The 26,368-nt window shown below is 54.2% G+C and carries 22 protein-coding genes, 1 pseudogene and 1 riboswitch; of the genes and pseudogenes, 16 read left to right on the forward strand and 7 right to left on the reverse strand.

Annotation, left to right across the window (positions count from 1 at the left end):
- The 9 genes and pseudogenes from tuf to rpoC form a co-directional block, all read left to right on the forward strand.
- A pseudogene (tuf, locus tag CUN67_RS30325) lies at positions 1 to 402 on the forward strand (elongation factor Tu); the annotation flags it as partial.
- Between the two features lie 228 nt (positions 403 to 630).
- Complete coding sequence (gene secE / locus CUN67_RS00910) at positions 631 to 1,014, forward strand: preprotein translocase subunit SecE (RefSeq protein WP_208713618.1); 384 nt, start codon at positions 631 to 633, stop codon at positions 1,012 to 1,014.
- Position 1,015: 1 nt separating this feature from the next.
- Positions 1,016 to 1,561 (forward strand): transcription termination/antitermination protein NusG, encoded by a 546-nt coding sequence (gene nusG, locus CUN67_RS00915; RefSeq protein ID WP_013507400.1) that lies wholly within the window; start codon positions 1,016 to 1,018, stop codon positions 1,559 to 1,561.
- A gap of 145 nt (positions 1,562 to 1,706) precedes the next feature.
- Positions 1,707 to 2,135, forward strand: a complete 429-nt coding sequence (gene rplK, locus CUN67_RS00920; protein ID WP_013507401.1) for a 50S ribosomal protein L11 — start codon at positions 1,707 to 1,709, stop codon at positions 2,133 to 2,135.
- 3 nt (positions 2,136 to 2,138) lie between these two features.
- Complete coding sequence (gene rplA / locus CUN67_RS00925; RefSeq protein WP_208713619.1) at positions 2,139 to 2,843, forward strand: 50S ribosomal protein L1; 705 nt, start codon at positions 2,139 to 2,141, stop codon at positions 2,841 to 2,843.
- A gap of 353 nt (positions 2,844 to 3,196) precedes the next feature.
- A complete protein-coding gene (gene rplJ / locus CUN67_RS00930; RefSeq protein WP_084871753.1) occupies positions 3,197 to 3,694 on the forward strand; it encodes a 50S ribosomal protein L10 in 498 nt (165 codons plus the stop codon).
- 64 nt (positions 3,695 to 3,758) lie between these two features.
- On the forward strand, positions 3,759 to 4,121 hold the full coding sequence (gene rplL, locus CUN67_RS00935; RefSeq protein WP_208713620.1) for a 50S ribosomal protein L7/L12: 363 nt from the start codon (positions 3,759 to 3,761) through the stop codon (positions 4,119 to 4,121).
- 327 nt (positions 4,122 to 4,448) lie between these two features.
- Complete coding sequence (gene rpoB, locus CUN67_RS00940) at positions 4,449 to 8,477, forward strand: DNA-directed RNA polymerase subunit beta (protein ID WP_208713621.1); 4,029 nt, start codon at positions 4,449 to 4,451, stop codon at positions 8,475 to 8,477.
- Between the two features lie 81 nt (positions 8,478 to 8,558).
- Complete coding sequence (gene rpoC, locus CUN67_RS00945; protein WP_208713622.1) at positions 8,559 to 12,782, forward strand: DNA-directed RNA polymerase subunit beta'; 4,224 nt, start codon at positions 8,559 to 8,561, stop codon at positions 12,780 to 12,782.
- Between the two features lie 58 nt (positions 12,783 to 12,840).
- Here the strand turns inward: rpoC and CUN67_RS00950 are convergent, their stop codons facing one another.
- Positions 12,841 to 13,029 (reverse strand): DUF1127 domain-containing protein, encoded by a 189-nt coding sequence (locus CUN67_RS00950; RefSeq protein ID WP_084871757.1) that lies wholly within the window; start codon positions 13,027 to 13,029, stop codon positions 12,841 to 12,843.
- 174 nt (positions 13,030 to 13,203) lie between these two features.
- Between CUN67_RS00950 and CUN67_RS00955 the strand changes: the two genes are divergently transcribed.
- On the forward strand, positions 13,204 to 14,661 hold the full coding sequence (locus CUN67_RS00955; protein ID WP_208713623.1) for a PLP-dependent aminotransferase family protein: 1,458 nt from the start codon (positions 13,204 to 13,206) through the stop codon (positions 14,659 to 14,661).
- Between the two features lie 219 nt (positions 14,662 to 14,880).
- On the opposite strand, the gene thiE is transcribed toward CUN67_RS00955, so the two are convergent.
- The 3 genes from thiE to rsd all read right to left on the reverse strand — a co-directional run bounded on the left by thiE (position 14,881) and on the right by rsd (position 18,219).
- Positions 14,881 to 15,528, reverse strand: a complete 648-nt coding sequence (gene thiE, locus CUN67_RS00960) for a thiamine phosphate synthase (RefSeq protein WP_208713624.1) — start codon at positions 15,526 to 15,528, stop codon at positions 14,881 to 14,883.
- On the reverse strand, positions 15,525 to 17,450 hold the full coding sequence (gene thiC / locus CUN67_RS00965; protein WP_208713625.1) for a phosphomethylpyrimidine synthase ThiC: 1,926 nt from the start codon (positions 17,448 to 17,450) through the stop codon (positions 15,525 to 15,527). The genes thiE and thiC overlap by 4 nt, the downstream gene beginning before the upstream one ends.
- 79 nt (positions 17,451 to 17,529) lie before the next feature.
- Positions 17,530 to 17,633: riboswitch (TPP riboswitch) on the reverse strand.
- A gap of 79 nt (positions 17,634 to 17,712) precedes the next feature.
- On the reverse strand, positions 17,713 to 18,219 hold the full coding sequence (gene rsd, locus CUN67_RS00970) for a sigma D regulator (protein ID WP_208713626.1): 507 nt from the start codon (positions 18,217 to 18,219) through the stop codon (positions 17,713 to 17,715).
- A 63-nt stretch (positions 18,220 to 18,282) separates the two neighbouring features.
- Between rsd and nudC the strand changes: the two genes are divergently transcribed.
- The 6 genes from nudC (at position 18,283) to CUN67_RS01000 (ending at position 22,684) form a co-directional block, all read left to right on the forward strand.
- On the forward strand, positions 18,283 to 19,056 hold the full coding sequence (gene nudC, locus CUN67_RS00975) for an NAD(+) diphosphatase (RefSeq protein WP_208713627.1): 774 nt from the start codon (positions 18,283 to 18,285) through the stop codon (positions 19,054 to 19,056).
- 39 nt (positions 19,057 to 19,095) lie between these two features.
- Positions 19,096 to 20,163 carry a uroporphyrinogen decarboxylase gene (hemE, locus tag CUN67_RS00980; RefSeq protein ID WP_208713628.1) on the forward strand — a complete coding sequence of 356 codons (1,068 nt, stop codon included), beginning with the start codon at positions 19,096 to 19,098 and terminating at the stop codon, positions 20,161 to 20,163.
- 2 nt (positions 20,164 to 20,165) lie between these two features.
- Entirely contained in the window at positions 20,166 to 20,834 is a 669-nt protein-coding gene (gene nfi, locus CUN67_RS00985) for a deoxyribonuclease V (protein ID WP_208713629.1), read from the forward strand.
- A 62-nt stretch (positions 20,835 to 20,896) separates the two neighbouring features.
- On the forward strand, positions 20,897 to 21,487 hold the full coding sequence (locus CUN67_RS00990) for a YjaG family protein (RefSeq protein WP_208713630.1): 591 nt from the start codon (positions 20,897 to 20,899) through the stop codon (positions 21,485 to 21,487).
- A 188-nt stretch (positions 21,488 to 21,675) separates the two neighbouring features.
- A complete protein-coding gene (gene hupA / locus CUN67_RS00995) occupies positions 21,676 to 21,948 on the forward strand; it encodes a nucleoid-associated protein HU-alpha (protein ID WP_013507416.1) in 273 nt (90 codons plus the stop codon).
- Between the two features lie 67 nt (positions 21,949 to 22,015).
- Positions 22,016 to 22,684 (forward strand): DUF1481 domain-containing protein, encoded by a 669-nt coding sequence (locus CUN67_RS01000; RefSeq protein WP_208713631.1) that lies wholly within the window; start codon positions 22,016 to 22,018, stop codon positions 22,682 to 22,684.
- Positions 22,685 to 22,721: 37 nt separating this feature from the next.
- On the opposite strand, the gene purD is transcribed toward CUN67_RS01000, so the two are convergent.
- The 3 genes from purD to CUN67_RS30240 all read right to left on the reverse strand — a co-directional run.
- Positions 22,722 to 24,002 (reverse strand): phosphoribosylamine--glycine ligase, encoded by a 1,281-nt coding sequence (purD, locus tag CUN67_RS01005; RefSeq protein ID WP_208713632.1) that lies wholly within the window; start codon positions 24,000 to 24,002, stop codon positions 22,722 to 22,724.
- A gap of 18 nt (positions 24,003 to 24,020) precedes the next feature.
- Entirely contained in the window at positions 24,021 to 25,610 is a 1,590-nt protein-coding gene (purH, locus tag CUN67_RS01010; protein WP_208713633.1) for a bifunctional phosphoribosylaminoimidazolecarboxamide formyltransferase/IMP cyclohydrolase, read from the reverse strand.
- A gap of 548 nt (positions 25,611 to 26,158) precedes the next feature.
- Positions 26,159 to 26,368 (reverse strand): hypothetical protein (locus CUN67_RS30240; protein WP_217621298.1); only part of this gene is annotated, 210 nt, incomplete at its 5' end.

Here is a 26,368-nt window from a genome sequence, read left to right on the forward strand (position 1 = left end):
TTCCGCAAACTGCTGGATCAGGGTCAGGCTGGTGAAAACTGTGGTGTTCTGCTGCGCGGTATCAAGCGTGAAGACATCCAGCGTGGTCAGGTACTGGCTAAGCCGGGTACCATCAAGCCGCACACTCAGTTCGAGTCAGAAGTTTACGTTCTGTCTAAAGACGAAGGCGGCCGTCATACTCCGTTCTTCAAAGGCTACCGTCCTCAGTTCTACTTCCGTACAACTGACGTAACCGGTTCAGTAGAACTGCCGGAAGGCGTAGAGATGGTAATGCCGGGCGACAACATCAAAATGGTTGTCACCCTGATTCACCCGATCGCGATGGACGAAGGTCTGCGCTTCGCAATCCGCGAAGGCGGCCGTACCGTTGGTGCGGGCGTTGTTGCTAAAGTTATCGCTTAATCTCGATAATATTTGACGCAATGCACACGGAAAGGGCATCATTTGATGCCCTTTTTGCACGCTGTTGTATAGAACCTGGCTCATCAGTGATTTTCGGTCATAATCATTGCTGAGACAGGCTCTGTTAAGCGGTGCAGGATACCGAGTTACGCTCTTGAAGCTCATTCGGTTTGGATGCCTCGCCATGCGGGGCAGAATAGTTTCTGAATTATAGTGGCAGGTTGGTTTATGAGTGCGAATACCGAAGCTCAAGGGAGCGGACGCGGCCTGGAAACCGTAAAATGGCTGGCTGTTGCCGTATTACTGGTTGTCGCTATTGTTGGTAATTACTACTACCGCGATGTGACACTGCCGTTGCGTGCGCTGGCCGTAGTGGTTCTGATTGCAGTGGCAGGCGGCGTTGCGTTGCTGACCACGAAAGGCAAAGCGACAGTTGCGTTTGCGCGTGAAGCAAGAACCGAGATGCGTAAGGTCATTTGGCCGACTCGCCAGGAAACGCTGCACACCACGTTAATCGTTGCCGCGGTAACTGCCGTGATGTCACTGATTTTGTGGGGACTGGATGGTATTCTTGTCCGCCTTGTATCGTTTATCACTGGCCTGAGGTTCTGAGATGTCTGAAGCTCCAAAAAAACGCTGGTACGTCGTGCAGGCGTTTTCCGGTTTCGAAGGCCGCGTAGCCCAGTCGCTGCGTGAGCACATCAAATTGCACAATATGGAAGAGTTGTTTGGCGAAGTCATGGTGCCGACTGAAGAAGTCGTGGAAATCCGTGGCGGCCAGCGTCGTAAAAGCGAGCGCAAATTCTTCCCGGGTTACGTACTGGTTCAGATGGTTATGAACGATGCCAGCTGGCATTTGGTGCGTAGCGTACCGCGTGTTATGGGCTTCATTGGTGGTACCTCCGACCGTCCAGCGCCGATCAGCGATAAAGAAGTGGATGCGATCATGAACCGCCTGCAGCAGGTGGGTGATAAACCACGTCCAAAAACTCTGTTCGAGCCAGGCGAGATGGTACGCGTCAACGACGGTCCATTTGCCGACTTCAACGGCGTGGTGGAAGAGGTGGATTACGAGAAAAGCCGCCTGAAAGTGTCTGTTTCCATCTTCGGTCGTGCAACACCTGTCGAGCTGGATTTCAGCCAGGTGGAAAAAGGCTAACACCTTATACATTTTTGTAGTTGCAGCAGGCGCGGAATTTATCTACAATTTCGCGCCTTTTGTTTTTATGCGCTGGCAACAGCGTGTGAATTGTCATCACGGGGAGCCTGTTTTTCAGGCGCTATAACCCAATAGAGGAAATATCATGGCTAAGAAAGTACAAGCCTACGTCAAGCTGCAGGTTGCAGCTGGTATGGCTAACCCGAGCCCACCGGTTGGTCCAGCTCTGGGTCAGCAGGGCGTTAACATCATGGAATTCTGTAAAGCGTTTAACGCGAAGACCGAATCTCTGGAAAAAGGTCTGCCGACTCCTGTTGTTATCACCGTATATAGCGACCGTTCTTTCACCTTCGTTACCAAAACACCTCCGGCTGCCGTACTGCTGAAAAAAGCAGCGGGCATCAAGTCTGGTTCTGGTAAGCCGAACAAAGACAAAGTCGGTAAAGTAACCCGTGCTCAGGTACGTGAAATCGCAGAAACCAAAGCTGCGGACATGACTGGTGCTGACGTAGAAGCGATGACTCGCTCTATCGAAGGTACTGCTCGTTCCATGGGCCTGGTAGTGGAGGACTAAGAAATGGCTAAGCTGACCAAGCGCATGCGCGTGATCCGTGACAAAGTTGATGTGACCAAACAGTATGACATCAACGAAGCTGTTGCTCTGCTGAAAGAACTGGCTACCGCTAAGTTTGTAGAGAGCGTAGACGTTGCTGTTAACCTCGGCATCGATGCTCGTAAATCAGATCAGAACGTACGTGGTGCAACTGTACTGCCGCACGGTACTGGTCGTTCAGTACGCGTTGCCGTATTTACCCAGGGCGCAAACGCTGAAGCTGCTAAAGCAGCTGGCGCAGAGCTGGTAGGTATGGAAGATCTGGCTGATCAGATCAAGAAAGGCGAAATGAACTTTGACGTTGTTATTGCTTCTCCGGATGCAATGCGCGTTGTTGGCCAGCTCGGCCAGGTTCTGGGCCCGCGCGGTCTGATGCCGAACCCGAAAGTGGGTACTGTAACTCCGAACGTTGCTGAAGCAGTTAAAAATGCTAAAGCGGGTCAGGTTCGTTACCGTAACGACAAAAACGGCATCATTCACACCACCATCGGTAAAGTGGACTTCGACGCTGACAAACTGAAAGAAAACCTGGAATCTCTGCTGGTTGCGCTGAAAAAAGCAAAACCTGCTCAGGCGAAAGGCGTGTACATCAAGAAAGTTAGCCTGTCCACCACCATGGGCGCTGGCGTTGCCATCGACCAAGCTGGTCTGAACGCATCAGCAAACTAATTGCTGCTTGTAACGGGCGAAAAATTCATCTAGAATCTTACGCCCGTTGTTCTGGTTGATTGTTCAATCCAGAACCCAGATTCATAGTGAATGGAAAATAAAGGCTAACCCCTTTGTAATTCAGTCACTAAGGTTGGAGCCAGGCCTTATCCTGGCCTCCGTCCAAGACCGCAGGAGCACGACATCTTCGGATGAAAAGCTTAATCCCCTGCGTAGACGGTGACAGAACCAAAAAGAATTTTTTTCTTCACTGGATTCTGCTCACCGTGTAATAGCGCTTATTACCTTCGGGTTAATAGGTGAAGTGAGTTCCAGGGAAATCCTTCCCTGGTCAAATCCAGGAGCAAAAGCTAATGGCATTAAATCTTCAAGACAAACAAGCGATTGTTGCTGAAGTCAGCGAAGTAGCCAAAGGCGCGCTGTCAGCGGTTGTTGCGGATTCCCGCGGCGTGACCGTTGATAAAATGACCGAACTGCGTAAAGCAGGTCGTGAAGCTGGCGTTTACATGCGTGTTGTTCGTAACACCCTGCTGCGCCGCGTCGTTGAAGGTACTCCTTTCGAGTGCCTGAAAGACACGTTTGTTGGTCCGACCCTGATTGCATACTCTATGGAACACCCGGGCGCTGCTGCTCGTCTGTTCAAAGAGTTCGCGAAAGCGAATGCAAAATTCGAGGTCAAAGCTGCAGCCTTTGAAGGTGAGCTGATCACGGCGGCCAATATTGACCGTCTGGCGACTCTGCCGACTTACGAAGAAGCACTGGCACGTCTGATGTCGACCATGAAAGAAGCCGCTGCTGGCAAACTGGTCCGCACTCTGGCTGCTGTTCGCGATGCAAAAGAAGCGGCTTAAGGCCAGATTCTTTTCCTTCGTACTTTAACGCATAAACTTATACTGATTCTTAGGAACAATTGTTATGTCTATCACTAAAGACCAAATTCTGGAAGCTGTTGCAGCTATGTCCGTAATGGAAGTAGTTGAGCTGGTTTCTGCTATGGAAGAAAAATTCGGCGTTTCTGCTGCTGCTGCTGTAGCTGTTGCTGCTGGCCCGGCTGAAGCTGTTGAAGAGAAAACTGAATTCGACGTCGTACTGAAAGCTGCTGGTGCTAACAAAGTTGCAGTAATCAAAGCCGTTCGTACCGCAACTGGTCTGGGCCTGAAAGAAGCCAAAGATCTGGTTGAAGCTACCGGCGTGATCAAAGAAGGCATCAGCAAAGCTGACGCAGCTGCACTTGAAGCACAGCTGAAAGAAGCTGGCGCTGAAGTTGAAGTTAAGTAAGACAACCCTCGGGTTGCAGTCTGAGTAGTTTCAGGCTGATGGCTGGTGACTTTTTGGTCACCAGCCTTTTTGCGCTACAGAGCCGCAATGGGGTTTCGCACTGTTTGTCCATTGGTGCTCTTCAATATCTTTTTCTATCGACGACTTAATATACTGTTTTCCTGCGCGGGTTCCCTGCCCATGCTGAAGCAATGAAATGATTTAAGAGTGATAGAAAGACGTATTGCATGTGATGCCTCGCATCGCATGAAAAGCAAAATAGTGTTGCATGAACTGTCCTTCAGGACGGACAGCGTGGGTCGACTTGTCAGCTAGCTGAGGAACCCTATGGTTTACTCCTATACCGAGAAAAAACGTATTCGTAAGGATTTTGGTAAACGTCCGCAAGTGCTGGACATACCTTATCTCCTTTCTATCCAGCTTGACTCGTTCCAGAAGTTTATCGAGCAAGATCCAGAAGGTCAGTACGGACTGGAAGCTGCATTCCGTTCCGTATTCCCGATCGCGAGCTACAGCGGCAACTCCGAGTTGCAGTATGTCAGCTATCGTCTGGGTGAACCTGTCTTTGACGTAAAAGAATGTCAGATCCGTGGCGTGACGTTTTCTGCACCGCTGCGCGTCAAACTGCGTCTGGTGATCTACGAGCGCGAAGCGCCGGAAGGCACAGTCAAAGACATTAAAGAACAAGAAGTTTACATGGGCGAAATTCCGCTCATGACCGAAAACGGTACCTTTGTCATCAACGGTACTGAGCGTGTTATCGTTTCTCAGCTGCATCGTAGTCCTGGCGTTTTCTTTGACAGCGATAAGGGTAAAACGCACTCTTCCGGTAAAGTGCTGTACAACGCACGTATCATCCCTTACCGCGGTTCATGGCTCGACTTCGAGTTTGACCCGAAAGACAACCTGTTCGTCCGTATTGACCGTCGCCGTAAGCTGCCGGCCAGTATCATTCTGCGCGCGCTGCATTTCACCACTGAGCAGATTCTTGATCTGTTCTTCGAGAAAGTGGTGTTCGAAATCCGCGACAACAAATTGCAGATGGAACTGGTGCCTGAGCGCCTGCGTGGTGAAACCGCCTCCTTCGATATCGAAGCCAACGGCACGGTCTACGTTGAGAAAGCTCGTCGCATCACTGCGCGCCACATCCGTCAGCTGGAAAAAGACAACATCCAGCACATCGAAGTACCGGTTGAATACATTGCCGGTAAAGTGGTGGCAAAAGACTACATCGACGAGAACACCGGTGAGCTGATTGTTGCAGCGAACATGGAACTGTCTCTGGATCTGCTGGCGAAACTGAGCCAGTCCGGTCACAAGCGTATTGAGACCCTGTTCACCAACGATCTGGATCACGGCCCGTATATTTCCGAAACGCTGCGTGTTGACCCAACCAACGATCGCCTGAGCGCGCTGGTTGAGATCTACCGCATGATGCGTCCTGGCGAGCCGCCGACGCGTGAAGCTGCGGAAAACCTGTTCGAGAACCTGTTCTTCTCTGAAGATCGTTACGATCTTTCTGCGGTTGGCCGCATGAAGTTCAACCGTTCTCTGCTGCGTGATGAGATCGAAGGTTCCGGTATCCTGAGCAAGTCTGACATCATTGAAGTGATGAAGAAGCTCATCGATATCCGTAACGGTAAAGGCGAAGTGGACGATATCGACCACCTCGGCAACCGTCGTATCCGTTCCGTCGGCGAAATGGCAGAAAACCAGTTCCGTGTTGGTCTGGTGCGTGTAGAGCGTGCGGTGAAAGAGCGTCTTTCTCTGGGCGATCTCGACACCCTGATGCCACAGGACATGATCAACGCCAAGCCGATTTCTGCGGCAGTGAAAGAGTTCTTTGGTTCTAGCCAGCTTTCTCAGTTTATGGACCAGAACAACCCGCTGTCTGAAATCACGCACAAGCGTCGTATTTCTGCCCTCGGCCCAGGCGGTCTGACCCGTGAACGTGCTGGCTTCGAAGTACGTGACGTACACCCGACTCACTACGGTCGCGTATGTCCAATCGAAACGCCGGAAGGTCCGAACATCGGTCTGATCAACTCGCTGTCTGTGTACGCACAGACCAACGAGTATGGCTTCCTGGAAACGCCTTATCGTCGCGTGGTGGACGGTAAAGTGAGTGACGAAATCCATTACCTCTCTGCAATTGAAGAGGGTAACTTCGTTATCGCCCAGGCGAACACCAACCTGAACGACGACGGTTCATTCGTTGACGATCTGGTTACCTGTCGTAGCAAAGGCGAATCCAGCCTGTTTAGCCGCGACCAGGTTGACTATATGGACGTTTCGACCCAGCAGGTTGTTTCTGTGGGTGCGTCACTGATCCCGTTCCTGGAACACGATGACGCCAACCGTGCATTGATGGGTGCAAACATGCAACGTCAGGCGGTTCCGACTCTGCGTGCTGATAAGCCGCTGGTTGGTACCGGTATGGAGCGTGCTGTTGCCGTTGACTCCGGTGTAACCGCCGTAGCCAAACGTGGCGGTACTATCCAGTACGTTGATGCATCACGTATCGTGATCAAGGTTAACGAAGATGAGATGTACCCGGGCGAAGCCGGCATCGACATCTACAACCTGACCAAATATACCCGTTCAAACCAGAACACCTGTATCAACCAGATGCCGTGTGTTTCTCTGGGCGAACCGATTGAGCGCGGCGACGTGCTGGCAGATGGCCCGTCTACCGACCTCGGTGAACTGGCGCTGGGCCAGAACATGCGCGTCGCGTTCATGCCGTGGAACGGTTACAACTTCGAAGACTCCATCCTCGTTTCTGAGCGTGTAGTACAGGAAGATCGTTTCACTACCATCCACATTCAGGAACTGGCTTGTGTGTCTCGTGACACCAAACTGGGGCCAGAAGAGATCACTGCTGACATCCCGAACGTGGGTGAAGCTGCGCTCTCCAAACTGGATGAATCCGGCATTGTTTACATCGGCGCTGAAGTGACCGGTGGTGACATTCTGGTTGGTAAGGTAACGCCGAAAGGTGAAACCCAGCTGACGCCAGAAGAGAAACTGCTGCGTGCGATCTTCGGTGAAAAAGCCTCTGACGTGAAAGATTCGTCACTGCGCGTGCCGAACGGCGTTTCCGGTACCGTTATTGACGTGCAGGTCTTTACCCGCGATGGCGTGGAAAAAGATAAGCGCGCGCTGGAAATCGAAGAAATGCAGCTGAAGCAGGCGAAGAAAGACCTGTCTGAAGAACTGCAGATCCTCGAAGCTGGCCTGTTTGGTCGTATCCAGGCGGTGCTGATCTCTGGTGGTGTTGAGGCTGAGAAGCTGGACAAGCTGCCGCGCGAGCGCTGGCTGGAGCTGGGCCTGACCGACGAAGAGAAACAGAACGCACTGGAGCAGCTGGCTGAGCAGTATGACGAGCTGAAGCACGAGTTTGAGAAAAAACTCGAAGCTAAGCGTCGCAAGATCACCCAGGGCGACGATCTGGCACCGGGCGTGCTGAAAATCGTTAAGGTGTATCTGGCGGTTAAACGTCAAATCCAGCCTGGTGACAAGATGGCAGGTCGTCACGGGAACAAAGGTGTTATCTCCAAGATCAACCCGATCGAAGATATGCCTTACGATGAGAACGGCACGCCGGTCGACATCGTTCTGAACCCGCTGGGCGTACCGTCACGTATGAACATCGGTCAGATCCTGGAAACCCACCTGGGTATGGCAGCGAAAGGTATTGGTGAGAAAATCAATGCCATGCTGAAGAAGCAGGAAGAAGTTGCCAAACTGCGTGAGTTTATCCAGCGTGCTTACGATCTGGGCACTGATGTGCGTCAGAAAGTTGACCTGAACACGTTCAGCGATGATGAAGTGCTGCGTCTGGCAGAGAACCTGAAAAAAGGTATGCCGATCGCAACGCCAGTGTTTGACGGCGCGAAAGAGAGCGAAATCAAAGAGCTGTTGCAGCTCGGCGGTCTGCCTTCTTCCGGTCAGATTACTCTGTTTGACGGCCGTACCGGTGAGCAGTTCGAGCGCCAGGTTACCGTCGGCTACATGTACATGCTGAAACTGAACCACCTGGTTGACGACAAGATGCACGCCCGTTCCACCGGTTCTTACAGCCTGGTTACTCAGCAGCCGCTGGGTGGTAAAGCACAGTTCGGTGGCCAGCGTTTCGGTGAGATGGAAGTGTGGGCACTGGAAGCATACGGTGCCGCTTATACCCTGCAGGAAATGCTGACCGTTAAGTCTGATGACGTGAATGGCCGTACGAAGATGTATAAAAACATCGTCGATGGCAACCATCAGATGGAACCGGGCATGCCGGAATCCTTCAACGTACTGTTGAAAGAGATTCGCTCGCTGGGTATCAACATCGAGCTGGAAGACGAGTAAGCACTCGCATTTGTACTGGTTATGGGATGTTCGGCTGGGGTCGAACATCCCTGAGAGTCTCACTCCGACGGGAGCTAATCCGTGAAAGACTTACTTAAGTTTCTGAAAGCGCAAACTAAAACCGAAGAGTTTGATGCGATCAAAATTGCTCTGGCTTCGCCAGACATGATCCGTTCCTGGTCTTTTGGTGAAGTGAAAAAGCCGGAAACCATTAACTACCGTACCTTCAAGCCGGAGCGTGACGGTCTTTTCTGTGCCCGTATTTTCGGACCGGTAAAAGATTACGAGTGCCTGTGCGGTAAGTACAAGCGCCTGAAACACCGTGGCGTGATCTGTGAGAAGTGTGGCGTTGAAGTCACACAGACCAAAGTGCGTCGTGAGCGTATGGGCCATATCGAACTGGCTTCACCGACTGCCCACATTTGGTTCCTGAAATCACTGCCGTCCCGTATCGGTTTGCTGCTGGATATGCCGCTGCGTGACATCGAGCGCGTGCTGTACTTCGAATCCTATGTGGTTGTCGAAGGTGGCATGACCAACCTCGAAAAACGTCAGATCCTGACTGAAGAGCAGTACCTGGACGCGCTGGAAGAGTTCGGTGACGAATTCGACGCGAAAATGGGTGCCGAAGCGATCCAGGCCCTGTTGAAAAACATGGATCTGGAGCAGGAGTGCGAGCAGCTGCGCGAAGAGCTGAACGAAACCAACTCCGAAACCAAGCGTAAGAAGCTGACCAAGCGTATCAAGCTGCTGGAAGCGTTCGTGCAGTCTGGCAACAAGCCGGAGTGGATGATCCTGACCGTGCTGCCGGTACTGCCGCCGGATCTGCGTCCGCTGGTTCCGCTGGATGGTGGCCGTTTCGCTACCTCGGATCTGAACGATCTGTATCGTCGCGTGATCAACCGTAACAACCGTCTGAAACGTCTGCTGGATCTGGCTGCGCCAGATATCATCGTACGTAACGAAAAACGTATGTTACAGGAAGCGGTTGATGCATTGCTGGATAACGGCCGTCGTGGTCGCGCCATCACTGGCTCCAACAAGCGTCCGCTGAAATCACTGGCTGACATGATCAAAGGTAAGCAGGGTCGTTTCCGTCAGAACCTGCTGGGTAAACGTGTCGACTACTCTGGTCGTTCGGTTATCACCGTGGGTCCATACCTGCGTCTGCACCAGTGTGGTCTGCCGAAGAAAATGGCTCTTGAGCTGTTCAAACCGTTCATTTACGGCAAGCTGGAACTGCGTGGCCTCGCCACCACCATCAAAGCCGCGAAGAAAATGGTTGAGCGCGAAGAAGCTGTCGTTTGGGATATCCTGGACGAAGTGATCCGCGAACACCCGGTACTGCTGAACCGTGCACCAACACTGCACCGTCTGGGTATCCAGGCGTTTGAACCGGTTCTGATCGAAGGTAAAGCCATCCAGCTGCACCCGCTGGTTTGTGCGGCATATAACGCCGACTTCGATGGTGACCAGATGGCAGTTCACGTACCGCTGACGCTGGAAGCCCAGCTGGAAGCGCGTGCGCTGATGATGTCTACCAACAACATCCTGTCACCGGCGAACGGCGAGCCAATCATCGTTCCGTCTCAGGACGTTGTTCTGGGTCTGTACTACATGACCCGTGACAAAGTGAACGCCAAAGGCGAAGGCATGGTGCTGACTGGCCCGAAAGAAGCTGAGCGTGTTTACCGCGCTGGCCTGGCCGAGCTGCATGCCCGCGTAAAAGTGCGTATCACCGAGTTCAGCAAAAACGAACAGGATGAATTCGTTGCGAAAACCAGCCTGATCGACACCACCATTGGTCGTGCGATCCTGTGGATGATCGTGCCGAAAGGTCTGCCTTACTCCATCGTCAACCAGGCGCTGGGTAAAAAGGCTATCTCCAAAATGCTGAACACCTGTTACCGCATTCTGGGCCTGAAGCCGACCGTTATCTTTGCTGACCAGACCATGTACACCGGTTTTGCTTACGCAGCCCGTTCAGGTGCCTCTGTAGGTATCGACGACATGGTTATCCCGGCGAAGAAAGCTGAGATCATCGCAGAAGCGGAAGCTGAAGTTGCTGAGATCCAGGAGCAGTTCCAGTCTGGTCTGGTAACGGCTGGCGAACGTTACAACAAAGTCATCGATATCTGGGCCGCAGCGAACGAACGCGTCTCTAAAGCGATGATGGACAACCTGCAGACCGAAACCGTGATCAACCGTCACGGCGAAGAAGAGAAGCAGGTTTCCTTTAACAGCATCTACATGATGGCCGACTCCGGTGCGCGTGGTTCTGCGGCACAGATTCGTCAGCTGGCAGGTATGCGTGGTCTGATGGCGAAGCCGGATGGCTCCATCATCGAAACGCCGATCACCGCGAACTTCCGTGAAGGTCTGAACGTACTCCAGTACTTCATCTCAACGCACGGTGCGCGTAAAGGTCTGGCGGATACCGCACTGAAAACGGCGAACTCCGGTTATCTGACCCGTCGTCTGGTTGACGTGGCACAGGACCTGGTCGTGACCGAAGACGATTGTGGTACCTTCGAAGGTATCATGATGACCCCGGTCATCGAGGGTGGTGACGTTAAAGAGCCGCTGCGTGAGCGTGTACTGGGTCGTGTGACCGCAGAAGACGTGCTCAAGCCGGGCACTGCAGATATCCTGATCCCGCGTAACACCCTGCTGGATGAGCACTGGTGTGATGTGGTTGAGCAGAACTCTGTTGACTCCATCAAAGTGCGTTCAGTTGTAAGCTGTGAAACCGACTTCGGTGTGTGCGCACACTGCTACGGTCGCGATCTGGCACGTGGTCACATCATCAACAAAGGTGAGGCCATCGGCGTTATCGCAGCACAGTCCATCGGTGAGCCAGGTACTCAGCTGACGATGCGTACGTTCCACATCGGTGGTGCAGCATCTCGTGCGGCTGCTGAATCCAGCATTCAGGTGAAGAACAAAGGTACTATCAAGCTGACCAACGCGAAGACCGTTACCAACTCTACTGGTAAGCTGGTCATCGTTTCGCGTAACGTTGAGCTGAAAATGATCGACGAGTTCGGTCGTACCAAAGAAAGCTATAAAGTGCCTTACGGTGCTGTGATGGCGAAAGGTGATGGTGAGCAGGTCAACGCGGGCGAAACCGTGGCGAACTGGGATCCGCATACCATGCCGGTTATCACCGAAGTGAACGGTTTCATCCGCTTCACCGACATGATCGATGGCCAGACCATTACCCGTCAGACTGACGAGTTAACCGGTCTGTCTTCGCTGGTGATCCTGGACTCTGCTGAGCGTACGGCGGGTGGTAAAGACCTGCGTCCGGCACTGAAAATCGTTGATGCTAATGGCGATGACGTTCTGATCCCGGGCACCGACATGCCGGCTCAGTACTTCCTGCCGGGCAAAGCGATTGTTCAGCTGGAAGATGGCGTGAAGATCAGCGCGGGTGACACCCTGTCGCGTGTACCGCAGGAATCTGGCGGTACCAAGGACATCACCGGTGGTCTGCCACGCGTTGCGGATCTGTTCGAAGCGCGTCGTCCGAAAGAGCCAGCAATCCTGGCGGAGATCAGCGGTATCATCTCCTTCGGTAAAGAGACTAAAGGTAAGCGTCGTCTGGTTATCACCCCGGTTGATGGCAGCGATCCGTACGAAGAGATGATTCCGAAATGGCGTCAGCTCAACGTGTTTGAAGGTGAGCGCGTAGAACGTGGTGACGTGGTTTCTGACGGTCCGGAATCTCCGCACGACATTCTGCGTCTGCGTGGCGTTCATGCTGTGACCCGTTACATCACTAACGAAGTGCAGGAAGTTTACCGTCTGCAAGGCGTTAAGATTAACGATAAACACATTGAAGTCATCGTGCGTCAGATGCTGCGTAAAGCGACCATCGTCAGCGCAGGAAGCACCGACTTCCTGGAAGGTGAGCAGGCCGAAGTGTCTCGCATCAAGATCTCTAACCGTGATCTGGAAGCGAACGGCAAACTGGGTGCCACCTACATGCGTGACCTGTTGGGTATCACCAAAGCGTCTCTGGCAACCGAGTCGTTCATCTCTGCTGCATCGTTCCAGGAGACCACACGTGTCCTGACCGAAGCTGCGGTAGCGGGCAAACGCGACGAACTGCGTGGCCTGAAAGAGAACGTTATCGTGGGTCGTCTGATCCCGGCCGGTACCGGTTACGCTTACCATCAGGATCGTATGCGTCGCCGTCAGGTAGGCGAAGTGCAGGTTGCACCGCAGGTTACTGCGGATGAAGCCTCTGCAAGCCTGGCTGAACTGCTGAACGCCGGTCTCGGCGGTAGCGACGACGAGTAATCGCTCGATTCGCTAATAAAAAACCCTGCCTCGGCAGGGTTTTTTTTCGTCTGTATTCTCAGTTTCTGCGGTCTATGTCGCCGCGCGTTAAGCCAATATCGCGCAGTTGTGTATCGCTCAGGTGCGACAGTATGCGTCGGGTTTCCCGGCGTAAACGCCAGGACTTCACCAGTTGTCGCAGTGCACGCAACATATCCAGCAAAGTAATATTGAAGGGTCTCGCCGCACGGTTTTGATCGAATTCCATTATCCTGCCCTCGGTATGATGTCTGAGAAGCATTGTCCGGTTTCCGACCATTTCAATACAGATTCAAAAAACACATTTATTCAGCATACAGATTGCATTGTTACCGATCTGAATGGTAAAAATTAGCTTCATCTGTACCGGTTTCTTCCCGCTGAAAATCATGTGAGGCATACGATGACGCGTTACCAGCATTTGGCTTGCCTGCTTTCTGACCGCATCGAGCAGGGGCTGTATCGTAGCGGCGAGCGGCTGCCGTCGGTGCGTACGCTAAGCATTGAGCATGGCGTCAGTATCAGTACCGTTCAGCAGGCCTATCATGTGCTGGAGGAGAAGCAGCTGATTGTGCCGCAGCCGCGTTCCGGTTATTTCGTTGCGACCCGCAAAGCCACGCCGCCTGTTCCTGCAATCACGCGCCCCGCCCAGCGGCCGGTAGAAATCACCCAATGGGAATCGGTACTGGAACTGCTCAGTAGCCGCATTGAGGGCGACGTCATTCAGTTAGGCAGCGGCATCCCGGATCTGACGCAGCCCACCCTTAAACCGTTATGGAAGATTCACGCTCGCATGGCGCAAAAGCAGGATATTAACCTGCTGAATTATGACTCCCTGTTGGGTGTCACAGCGCTGCGCGAGCAGGTCGCCCGTCTGACGATTGATAGCGGCTGCCAGCTTACCGCTGACGATATCGTGATCACCACCGGTTGCCATGAAGCGCTGTCGGTATCTATCCGTGCCGTCTGCCAGCCTGGTGACATCATTGCGGTGGAATCACCAACTTTCCACGGCACCATGCAGACATTGCGTGGTTTTGGCATCCGCGTGATTGAAATCCCTACCGACTCGGTGACGGGAATCAGCCTGGAAGCACTCGAGCTGGCGTTTGAACAGTGGCCGATCAAGGCGGTAGTGGTGGTGCCCAATTGTAATAACCCATTGGGTTTTATCATGCCGGAAGCGCGCAAGCGTGCGCTGCTGACGCTGGCGCAACGCTTTGATGCCGCGATTATTGAAGACGATGTGTATGGTGAACTGGCGTGGGAATATCCGCGTCCCATCAGCATTAAATCGCTGGATAGGGATGGGCGCGTGTTGTTATGCAGTTCGTTTTCCAAAACATTGTCACCAGGCCTGCGTGTCGGCTGGGTTGCGCCAGGGCGCTACCGCGAACGCGTGCTGCACATGAAATATATTAGTACGGGTTCATCGGCTACCGTGACGCAGCATGTGGTGGCGGAGTTTATTCGTCAGGGCCACTATCTGCCGCACCTGCGCCGCATGCGTCAGGTGTATCAACGTAATTACGAAACCTTTAGCTGCTGGGTGCGCCACTATTTTCCCTGTGGCATTTGCGTGTCGCGGCCACAGGGTAGCTTCCTGATGTGGATCGAACTGCCCGAAGCCTTTGATGCGGTACGCCTGAATGCTAAATTGCGCGAGTCGAAAATCCAGGTCGCGGTGGGGTCATTGTTTTCGGCCTCGGGTAAATATCGCAACTGTCTGCGCCTGAATTATGCCTTGCCAATCAATGAAGCGACTGAGCAGGCGATCGCGCTGGTGGGTGCCGCGGTGGAACATGCCATGACGGTATGCAGCGTGGAAAACCCTGCGGACGCAATGCTACACATTTCGTAGCGGCGCTATCGCGCGGTTTTTTGTCCGATACGCTGAAATGCGCGATAAATCGCACCGCTACAAAGGTCGAAAGGCAGGGCCGGAAGAGGTGGCCCGACCCTGGCCCGCTGCAAGCGACAGCGGGCAGGGCTACTTTAGCGGCGTGAGCGCCAGATACCAGACGGCAGATTGCCCGGCTGCGAGCCGCATTCCGGACCATCTCAACCGGGCAGCAGCAAGTTACACCGCCGCTGTGGGCTGGGTTCCGTTTTCTGCCAGATCCAGCAGCGCCTGGGTGGCGGCTCGCCAGTCCGGGGCCTGAGTTATCGCACTGACGACCGCGATACTGCCGACGCCCGTTGCCAGCACTTCTGGTGCGCGTGCCAGCGAGATGCCGCCAATCGCCACGGTTGAAATGCCTGCCAGCCGCGCCAGATGACGTTTCAGCTCGGTAATGCCCTGCGGTTCAGACGGCATCTCTTTGGTCTGCGTTGGGAAAATATGTCCCAGCGCGATATAAGAGGGGCGCACAGCCAGCGCCCGATCCAGTTCGGCATCGTCATGGGTGGATAAGCCAAGGCGTAATCCCGCCTGGCGAATCGCATCCAGATCGGCGACATCCAGATCCTCCTGACCCAGATGCACGCCATAGGCGTTATAGCGAATCGCCAATCGCCAGTAATCATTGATAAATAACCGGGCGCGATATTGTTTACCGAGTGCGATGGCATCGCGCACCGCGTCCTCAACCTGGTGCTCCTCGCAATCCTTAATCCGTAGCTGAATGGTGCGTACACCCGCTTCCAGTAAACGGGCAATCCACTCAACACTATCCACAACCGGATAAAGCCCTAAACGCGGGGCGGTACTGGGAAATGGGGTGGTCATACTTTTTCCTCTTTCAAAGCATCGGCAGCATGATACAACTCGCCGCCACGGCTGCGGAACGCGTCTGACATTTGCGCCATACCGACTTCTATCGGCTGGGCTTCAGCCTGCTGGCGGGCGGCAAAGTCGCGCACTTCCTGGGTGATTTTCATGGAACAGAATTTTGGCCCACACATGGAACAGAAATGTGCCACTTTACCCGATTCCTGCGGCAGCGTTTCATCGTGGTAGGCGCGGGCGGTGTGGGGATCCAGCGCCAGGTTGAACTGGTCTTCCCAGCGGAACTCGAAACGCGCTTTGGACATGGCGTTATCGCGGATTTGCGCGCCAGGATGGCCTTTGGCCAGATCGGCAGCATGGGCGGCGATCTTATAGGTAATCAGCCCTTGTTTTACATCTTCTTTATTCGGTAATCCCAGATGCTCTTTCGGGGTCACGTAACACAGCATCGCGCAGCCGAACCAGCCAATCATCGCGGCACCAATGCCAGAGGTGAAATGGTCATAGCCGGGAGCGATATCGGTGGTCAGTGGGCCGAGCGTGTAGAACGGGGCTTCGTGGCAATGTTCCAGTTGTTCGGTCATATTGCGGCGAATCATCTGCATCGGCACGTGGCCAGGGCCTTCAATCATCACCTGCACGTCATATTCCCAGGCGATTTTCGTCAGCTCGCCCAGGGTATGCAGCTCGGCGAATTGCGCTTCATCGTTGGCATCCTGAATTGAACCCGGACGCAGGCCATCGCCCAGAGACAGTGCGACATCATAGGCGGCACAGATTTCACAAATCTCGCGGAAATGCAGATACAGGAAACTCTCCTGATGATGCGACAGGCACCACTTCGCCATAATCGAACCGCCGCGCGACACAATGCCGGTCAGACGTTTCGCCGTCATCGGGACATAACGCAGTAGCACGCCTGCGTGAATGGTGAAGTAGTCCACGCCTTGCTCAGCCTGCTCCAGCAGCGTATCGCGGAAGATTTCCCAGTTGAGGTCCTCTGCAACGCCGTTCACTTTCTCCAGCGCCTGATAAATTGGCACAGTACCAATCGGCACCGGGCTGTTGCGCAGAATCCATTCACGCGTTTCATGGATATAGCGACCGGTGGAGAGATCCATCACAGTGTCGGCCCCCCAGCGCGTTGACCACACCAGCTTCTCCACCTCCTCTTCAATCGAGGAACTGACGGCCGAGTTACCGATGTTGGCATTCACCTTCACCAGGAAGTTACGGCCAATGATCATCGGTTCGGATTCAGGATGGTTGATGTTGGAGGGGATGATGGCTCGCCCTGCGGCGACTTCCTGACGCACAAACTCGGCGGTGATATTGGCAGGCAGATGCGCGCCAAAGCTATAACCCGGATGCTGTTGTAGCAACACTTCACCCCGGATGCGCTCACGTCCCATGTTTTCACGCAGCGCAATAAACTCCATCTCCGGCGTAATGATGCCCTGGCGCGCATAGTGCAGCTGGGTAACGCAATGGCCCGCTATGGCACGGCGCGGTTGTGGCAAATGTTCAAAACGCAGGTGATCCAGCCCTTCATCCGCCAGCCGTTGCTGGGTATAGCTGGAACTCAACTGATCGATAGTTTCGCTGTCGCCACGATCGGCAATCCATCCTGCGCGAAGTTTTGCCAGCCCCTGATGCACATCAATCGTCGCCGACGGATCGCCATAGGCACCGGCGGTGTCATACACCGGCACCGGTTCGTTCGGTTCATATTGAGGATTATCTTTACTGCCTCCGGTCAGGGTAGGGCTAAGCTGGATCTCACGCATCGGTACGCGAATGTCTTCACGGCTGCCGGTGATCCAGATACGTTGAGAGTTGGGAAAGGCGGTGCCTTGCAGCGAATCAATAAATTCCTGCGCCTGGGCGCGTTGTTCACGACGAGAAGTTTTTGCAACAGACATAGCAATTTTCCTGTAAATGATGGAAGTTGCTTGTCCGGAGTCCGGAAGGAGTAACAGAAACGATGCACGCATCGCACTGATGATGTTTACTCTTGTTCCCTTCGCAGGTTCTAACCTGATCAGGTTCCGCGGATCCCGAATTAACGGTCTCAGCCCAAACAGAGGGCACTCCGACAAGAAAATATTTGCGGTTGTGAACCGCAAAATAAAAAAGCCCACTCAGCATAGAAGGGCTTTTGGCGAATAACAAGTCTTTTACAAATCAGGCCGGGCGGGCGATATGTCTGTCATTAGCCACCCGTGGGCGCGCTATCTGATTATCCCACGCCAGACGCACCAGCTTGTCTTCCAGCGTAAAACGTGACTCCAGCACTTCACCCACTTCAGATAATGCCTGGTGGAAGGTGGTGCAGTTGTCATCGGTGATAGCCTGCTGCAGATGGCCATCATACAGCTGCATCATCCGTTCGGTATTGGCTTCCAGCAACGGATAGATCTGCGCGGCGGCAATCATCGGACTATCGCCCTGCATCTCGCTGATAATATGTTCATACACGCTGAAATGTCCGGCGGAGAGATAGTCCACCAGATTGTGGCAAAAAGCATCCAGTGCCCGTTCGTCCAATGCGCTCAGCGCATCTTTCTTCGGCTTCATGCCAATCAACTGATAATAGGTCACGAGTAGCTGACGACGCGCGTGTAGCCATGAATCGACCAATTCGTTACCGCTGCCTACACGCTCGGTCAGGTCATCTAACTGAGTAAGCATACGAGGCTCCATGTGGGTTATAGTTGTTCATTCTGCGAATAGACGCTAAGGATGACGATTTAAATGCAACGTGAGATCTCAAGCGTAGACGTTGGCTGGTGGATTGTCAGCCATGAACAAAAACTTTGGCTACCGCAGGGTGAGTTGCCGCATGGTACTGCGGAACAATTTTCCCTGGCGGGCAGCCACGGTATGGTGATTGGCGAGTGGCAGGGCGAAAATGTCTGGCTGGTGCGTGAATCACGACCCGATAACATGGGGTCAGTACGTCAGTTGATCGATGAAGACGTTGGCATGTTCCAGCTTGCCGGGCGCGGCGTCCAACTGGCGGAGTTCTATCGTTCCCACCGCTGGTGTGGCTATTGCGGCCACGAAATGCATTTGAGCAAACGTGAATTCGCCTGCCTGTGCAGCCACTGTCGCGAGCGCTATTACCCGCAAATCGCCCCCTGCATCATTGTCGCCATCCGCCGTGGTGATGAGATTTTGCTGGCAAACCATGCGAAGCATCGCAACAACGTTTATACCGTGCTGGCCGGATTTGTCGAAGTGGGCGAGACCCTCGAGCAGGCGGTGGCACGTGAGGTGATGGAAGAAAGTAACGTACGGGTGAAAAACGTGCGTTATGTGACCTCGCAGCCGTGGCCGTTTCCCCATTCGTTGATGATGGCGTATATGGCGGAATATGATGGCGGCGATCTGCAACATGACGGCAAAGAGCTGCTGGACGCGGGTTGGTTCCGCTACGATGCCCTGCCATTATTACCCCCGCCCGGCACCGTGGCGCGACGCTTGATTGAAGATACCGTTGCCCAGTGCCGCGCCAGCGCGATATGAAAATGCTACACTGGCGCCCTGCAAGTGAGAGAGCCAATTATGAGTGAACTGAAGAACGATCGTTATCTGCGTGCCCTGTTACGTCAGCCGGTGGATATCACCCCGGTATGGATGATGCGACAAGCCGGGCGTTATCTGCCGGAGTATAAAGCCACTCGTGCCGAGGCCGGTGATTTTATGTCGCTGTGTAAAAATGCTGAGCTGGCGTGCGAAGTCACGTTGCAACCGTTGCGTCGTTACGCGCTGGATGCGGCCATTCTCTTCAGCGATATCCTCACCATCCCTGATGCCATGGGGCTGGGCCTGTATTTTGAAACCGGTGAAGGCCCGCGTTTCTCTCACCCCATCACCTGCCGCGCGGATGTTGATAAACTGCCGGTGCCCGATCCGGAACAGGAGCTGGGCTATGTGATGAATGCCGTGCGTACCATTCGTCATAACCTGAAAGGCGAAGTTCCGTTGATCGGCTTTTCCGGTAGCCCGTGGACGCTGGCGACGTACATGGTAGAAGGCGGTAGCAGCAAGGCATTCACCAAAATCAAAAAGATGATGTATGCCGAACCGCAGACGCTGCATGCGCTGCTGGATAAACTGGCAGACAGCGTGATCCTCTATCTGAACGCGCAGATTAAAGCCGGTGCCCAGTCGATCATGGTGTTCGATACCTGGGGTGGGGTGCTGACGGGGCGTGATTACCGCGAGTTCTCGCTGTATTACATGCACAAAATCGTCGATAGCGTGCTGCATGAAAACGAAGGCCGCCGCGTGCCGATCACCCTGTTCACCAAAGGTGGCGGGCAGTGGCTGGAAGCGATGGCAGAAACCGGTTGCGATGCGCTGGGACTCGACTGGACCACGGATATCGCTGATGCGCGTCGTCGCGTTGGGCACAAAGTGGCGTTGCAGGGCAATATGGATCCGTCAATGCTGTATGCGCCACCGGCCCGTATCGAGCAGGAAGTGGCCGGCATCCTTGAAGGTTTTGGTGCCGGTGAAGGCCACGTCTTCAACCTGGGCCACGGTATCCATCAGGATGTCCCGCCGGAACATGCGGGTGCCTTTGTTGAGGCGGTGCATCGTCTGTCCCGCCCTTACCATCAGGGTTAACCATGGATTTAGCGGCGCTTCGCAGGGAACAGCAACAGCGTGCGGCTGATGTGGTACGGCAGGACGATTTTGAAGTGCTGCCGCCCCGCTGGATTGCCGGTGCCGATGTGGGCTTTGAACAGGGCGGTGAGGTGACACGCGCCGCGCTGGTGATCCTGGAATACCCCTCGCTACAGCTGGTGGAGCATCAGATTGCCCGCATCAGTACCACCATGCCGTATATCCCCGGCTTTTTATCCTTTCGCGAAGTGCCCGCTCTGCTGGCGGCCTGGCAGCAGCTCAATCATCAGCCCGATTTGTTATTTGTCGATGGACACGGTATCTCGCATCCGCGTCGGCTGGGCGTTGCCGCGCATTTCGGCTTGCTGGTAGATGTGCCCACCATCGGCGTCGCCAAGCGGCGTTTATGCGGGCATGTTGAGACGCTGGGGGAGGCTCCAGGCAGCCGTCAACCCTTGCTGGATAAGGGTGAACAGATTGGCTGGGTATGGCGCAGCAAGGCGCGTTGCAATCCGCTGTTTATCTCCACTGGCCATCGCGTCAGCACCGATAGCGCCCTGCAATGGGTGGAAAACTGTACTGCGGGCTATCGTTTACCTGAGCCGACCCGCTGGGCGGATGCGGTTGCTTCCGGTCGTCCGGCCTTTCTGCGCAGGCAAAATGCGCGTTGACGCTGTTTGCGCGCGGCTTTTGCGGTACACTGCCGCCAGCTAAATTATTGAGAGCATGTTAGATGTTACAGAACCCCGTCCATTTACGTCTGGCGAAGCTGGAAAGCTGGCAGCACGTCACCTTTATGGCCTGTCTGTGTGAACGTATGTTCCCCAACTACTGGGCCTTCTGTCAGCAGACCGAATTCGCAGATCCGCAGCTTTATCGCCGCATACTCGATCTCGTCTGGGAAAGCCTGACGGTCAAAGACGCCAAAATCAATTTCGACAGCCAGCTGGAGAAGCTGGAAGCGGCGATCCCCAATGGTGATGATTTCGACATCTACGGCGTGCATCCGGCGATTGATGCCTGTGTAGCATTAAGCGAAGTGCTGCATGCGCAGCTGAGTGGGGAAACCCTTGAGCATGCCATTGAGGTCAGCCGGACGTCGATCACCACCGTCGCGATCCTCGAAATGACTCAGGCTGGACGCGAAATGAGCGATGACGAGCTGCGCGAAAACCAGGCAATTATTGATGAATGGGACCTGCAGTGGGAGATTTTCCGCCTGCTGGCAGAGTGCGAAGAGCGCGACCTTGAGCTAATTAAAGGGTTACGTTCTGACCTGCGCGAAGCGGGAATCAGTAACATCGGTATAATTTTTCAGCAATAAGGCGAGAAAACGTGACTTCAGGCCCGAATTAGCGCGCCTGGAGGCTTCACATCAGCCCCCTGTCTGGTCTACATTTGGGGGGCTGAAAATTGTGGCTATCGGTGCGTGCAGGCTGAAGAGGGCCAGAATATGGCTTTTCCCTCGCACTCGTTGCTTAGCAAGCGATAAATACACTTTAAGGATAACTTATGAACAAGACTCAACTGATTGATGTGATCGCGGAAAAAGCAGACCTGTCAAAAACCCAGGCTAAAACTGCACTGGAATCTACTCTGGCTGCGATCACTGAGTCTCTGAAAGATGGTGATGCTGTACAACTGGTTGGTTTTGGTACTTTTAAAGTGAACCACCGCGCTGAGCGTACCGGTCGCAACCCGCAGACTGGCAAAGAGATCAAAATCGCTGCGGCAAACGTACCGGCGTTCGTCTCTGGTAAAGCGCTGAAAGACGCTGTTAAATAAGTTTCCGCGACGCGGTATAGCTTTAAAAGAGGGGCGGCATCGCCCCTTTTTGTTGCCGGAGCCTGCCATGCTGAACCTTTTACATCAGCGCGTCTGCGCTCTGTTATGTGGTGCCCTCCTGGTAGGGTGCAGCTCCACTCCCGACCTTCCTGCCTTTACCGCCAGCGGCTACCTTGCCGACCGTGGTGTAGTGCGTATCTGGCGCAAAAACAGCGACCATCAGTCAATTCATATGCGTACCGTCTTCACCCCCTTCGATGGTGATGCGATGGAGACGACCGATTACAGCTGGCTGAACAACAATCTCACCAACGTGGAACGGCAGGTCGCGGGCAAACAACCGGATACCGTCACGCTGCGTTTCGATCAGCAAGGCAATCTTAATTTTATGCAGCGGCAGCTGGCCGGGCGACGTGAAGCCGTCAGCAGCGACAGCGTGGAACTGTACCGCTTCGATGCACAGCGGATGCTACAGCAGAGCAATGCGTTGCTGGATGGACGTGTACTGCTGAGCCAGGGGCACTGGCTGGGCGGTATTCAGGTACGAACCTGCGAAGGTAAAGTCATCAATGCGCCTTTCGATAGCAGCATGGTGGCAGCCCTGAGCCAGCAACAGCAGCGCGATCCCTCTGTGTCGTTGATGGTGGCATGGCTGGAAGCGCCGGAAGGGGTACAGTTGCTCCACATCACCCCGACGGATGAATGCAGCTGGCAACCGAAAGAGAGCGATTTCTGACGGGGAATGAAGGAGGGGCACGATGTGCCCCTTATGATTACTTGCGGTTGATGGCGCGATAGCCGATATCGTAGCGACAGAAACTGCCATCCCACGAGATAGGCTTAGCCAGTTCATAAGCGCGTTGCTGCGCGGCAGCCACATCTGCACCCAGCGCGGTGACGCACAGAACGCGTCCGCCATTGGTGACCACCAGATCATCTTTGAGCGTGGTACCCGCGTGGAATACCTTGCCATCCGCCACTTCTTCGAGCGGCAGACCATGAATCTGGTCACCGGTGTTGTAGTCACCCGGATAACCACCAGCTGCCAGCACCACACCGAGCGAGGGACGTGGATCCCATTGTGATGTCTGCTGATCCAGTTGACCGTCACAGGCTGCCAGGCATAGCGCCACCAGATCGGACTGCAAGCGCAGCATGATCGGCTGGGTTTCCGGATCGCCAAAGCGACAGTTGAATTCAATCACTTTAGGCTGACCGGTTTGATCGATCATCAGACCGGCATACAGAAAGCCGGTGTAAGTGTTGCCTTCTGCTTTCATGCCGTTCACGGTTGGCCAGATGATCTGATCCATCACGCGCTGGTGGATCTCATCGGTCACCACCGGAGCAGGTGAGTAAGCCCCCATACCACCGGTATTTGGCCCAGTATCGCCATCACCCACACGTTTATGGTCCTGGCTGGTGGCCATTGGCAGTACGTTGTCGCCATCCACCATCACGATAAAGCTGGCTTCTTCGCCATCCAGGAACTCTTCGATCACGATGCGATGACCTGCGTCGCCAAAGGCGTTGCCTGCCAGCATATCCTGCACGGCATCTTCAGCTTCTTGCAGCGTCATCGCTACGATGACGCCTTTACCGGCAGCCAGCCCATCCGCTTTGATCACAATCGGTGCGCCTTTCTCTCGCAGATAGATCAGCGCGGGCTCTACCTCAGTAAAGTTCTGATACTCAGCGGTAGGGATCTGCTGGCGGGCAAGGAAATCTTTGGTGAAGGCTTTAGATCCTTCCAGTTGGGCTGCCGCCTGTGTTGGGCCAAAAATCTTCAGACCGGCCGCGCGGAACGCATCCACCACCCCAATCACCAGCGGCGCTTCCGGGCCGACGATGGTCAGGTCGATGTTTTCCTGCTGGGCAAATGCCAGCAGCGCAGGAACGTCGGTGGCGCTGATCGCCACGTTCTGCAACGCCGGTTCCAGCGCGGTGCCAGCATTACCCGGTGCCACAAAGACGGTTTCGGCCAGTGGAGACTGCGCGGCTTTCCACGCCAGGGCGTGCTCACGTCCGCCGTTACCAATCACTAAAATTTTCATCTGTAACGCTCCAAACGATTAATGGCGGAAATGACGCATGTCGGTAAAGATCATGGCGATACCGTGCTCATCGGCGGCGGCAATCACTTCATCATCGCGAATCGAACCACCCGGCTGGATGACACAGGTAACACCGACTGCGGCAGCAGCATCAATACCATCGCGGAACGGGAAGAAGGCGTCAGAGGCCATAGCCGAACCTTTCACTTCCAGACCTTCATCACCGGCTTTGATTCCGGCGATTTTTGCTGAGTAGACACGGCTCATCTGGCCTGCGCCTATACCGATGGTCATGTTGTCACGCGCATAGACGATGGCGTTGGATTTAACGAACTTCGCCACTTTCCAGCAGAACAAGGCATCACGCAGTTCCTGTTCGGTCGGCTGGCGCTTGCTTACTACGCGCAGCTGGCTGGCATCGACCATACCGAGATCGCGGTCCTGCACCAGTAATCCGCCGTTAACACGTTTGAAATCCAGCCCGCTAACGCGGTTCTGCCACTGGCCGCACACCAGAACGCGGACGTTCTGTTTGCTGGCGGTGACTTTCAGTGCGGCTTCTGTGGCTGACGGGGCAATGATCACTTCGACAAACTGGCGGCTGATGATGGCCTGAGCCGTCGCTTCATCCAGCTCACGGTTGAAGGCGATGATGCCGCCAAATGCGGAAGTCGGATCGGTTTTATAAGCACGCTCGTAGGCATCCAGAATTGAACTGCCCACAGCCACACCACAGGGGTTGGCATGTTTCACAATCACGCAAGCGGCTTCGCTGAACTCCTTCACACATTCCAGTGCAGCATCGGTATCAGCGATGTTGTTATAGGAGAGCGCTTTACCCTGCACCTGCTGTGCCGTCGCCACTGAGGCTTCCGCGACGTTTTCTTCTATATAGAAAGCAGCATCCTGATGGCTGTTCTCGCCATAGCGCATATCCTGTTTCTTAATGAAGTTAAGGTTCAGGGTACGTGGGAAGCGACCTGCTGGCTCTTTGCTCTCGCCATGATAAGCCGGTACCAGGCTACCAAAGTAGTTCGCAATCATGCTGTCGTAGGCGGCGGTGTGTTCGAAGGCTTTGATCGCCAGATCGAAACGGGTTGCCAGCGTCAGGGAGTTGTCATTGGCGTCCAGCTCCGCAATGATGGCGCTGTAGTCGCTGCTCTTCACCACAATGGCGACGTCTTTGTGGTTCTTCGCCGCAGAGCGCACCATGGTTGGGCCGCCGATATCGATGTTTTCCACCGCATCTTCCAGCGTACAACCCGGTTTTGCGACTGTCTGGGCAAAGGGGTAGAGGTTAACGACCACCATGTCGATGGGGTTGATGGCGTGCTGCGCCATGATGGCATCATCCTGGCCGCGACGACCGAGAATGCCGCCATGCACTTTCGGGTGCAGCGTTTTGACGCGTCCATCCATCATTTCCGGAAAACCGGTGTAGTCAGACACTTCAGTGACCGGCAGGCCCGCATCTGCCAACAGGCGAGCAGTACCACCTGTGGAGAGCAGCTCAACACCACGGCTGGAGAGTGCCTGAGCAAATTCGAGGATACCGGCTTTGTCTGAGACACTCAGCAGAGCGCGGCGTACAGGACGACGTTGTTGCATGGTGGTTTTATCCCTTGGCTTTGTTTCGCGTAAATAAGAGCGTTACATCAAGCTTAGCGTTTCTCTTCTATATAGAAGAAGCCGCTTGCTTCAGGTAACGCCCCAAAAGGGGCATCCTTGACGTCGCGGGGCATTGTAGCGAAAACGTTTGCGCGATGCTCGACTAAATTCATTCACCCGTCAGGATGTGGATAACTTTGTGTGTAAGTGGGTATAAGGCGGGGTTTTGCTGTGGAATGCAGCGAACGGTTGTTTTTATTGAAATTAGCGGTTGCGCACGCCGAACAACTCCCTATAATGCGCCTCCATCGACACGGCACAACGGTTTACGGAATGCGGTGTTGAGAGAGAAGTTCTGAAGGAACTCTCGCCGGAGAAAGTCGCTGAAAAAAGTGATTGACTCTGAAGGAGGAAAGCGTAATATACGCCACCTCGCGACAGACGGTTAACCCGCTGCTCGCACTGCTCTTTAACAATTTATCAGACAATCTGTGTGGGCACTCGCAGGATTGATATCAAAAGTCTACGGACTTAAAAAATATCAAGTCTCAAGAGTGAACACGTAATTCATTACGAAGTTTAATTCTTTGAGCATCAAACTTAAATTGAAGAGTTTGATCATGGCTCAGATTGAACGCTGGCGGCAGGCCTAACACATGCAAGTCGAACGGTAGCACAGAGGAGCTTGCTCCTTGGGTGACGAGTGGCGGACGGGTGAGTAATGTCTGGGGATCTGCCCGATGGAGGGGGATAACTAC

It is taken from the genome of Pantoea cypripedii (genome assembly GCF_011395035.1).
GTDB lineage: Bacteria > Pseudomonadota > Gammaproteobacteria > Enterobacterales > Enterobacteriaceae > Pantoea > Pantoea cypripedii_A.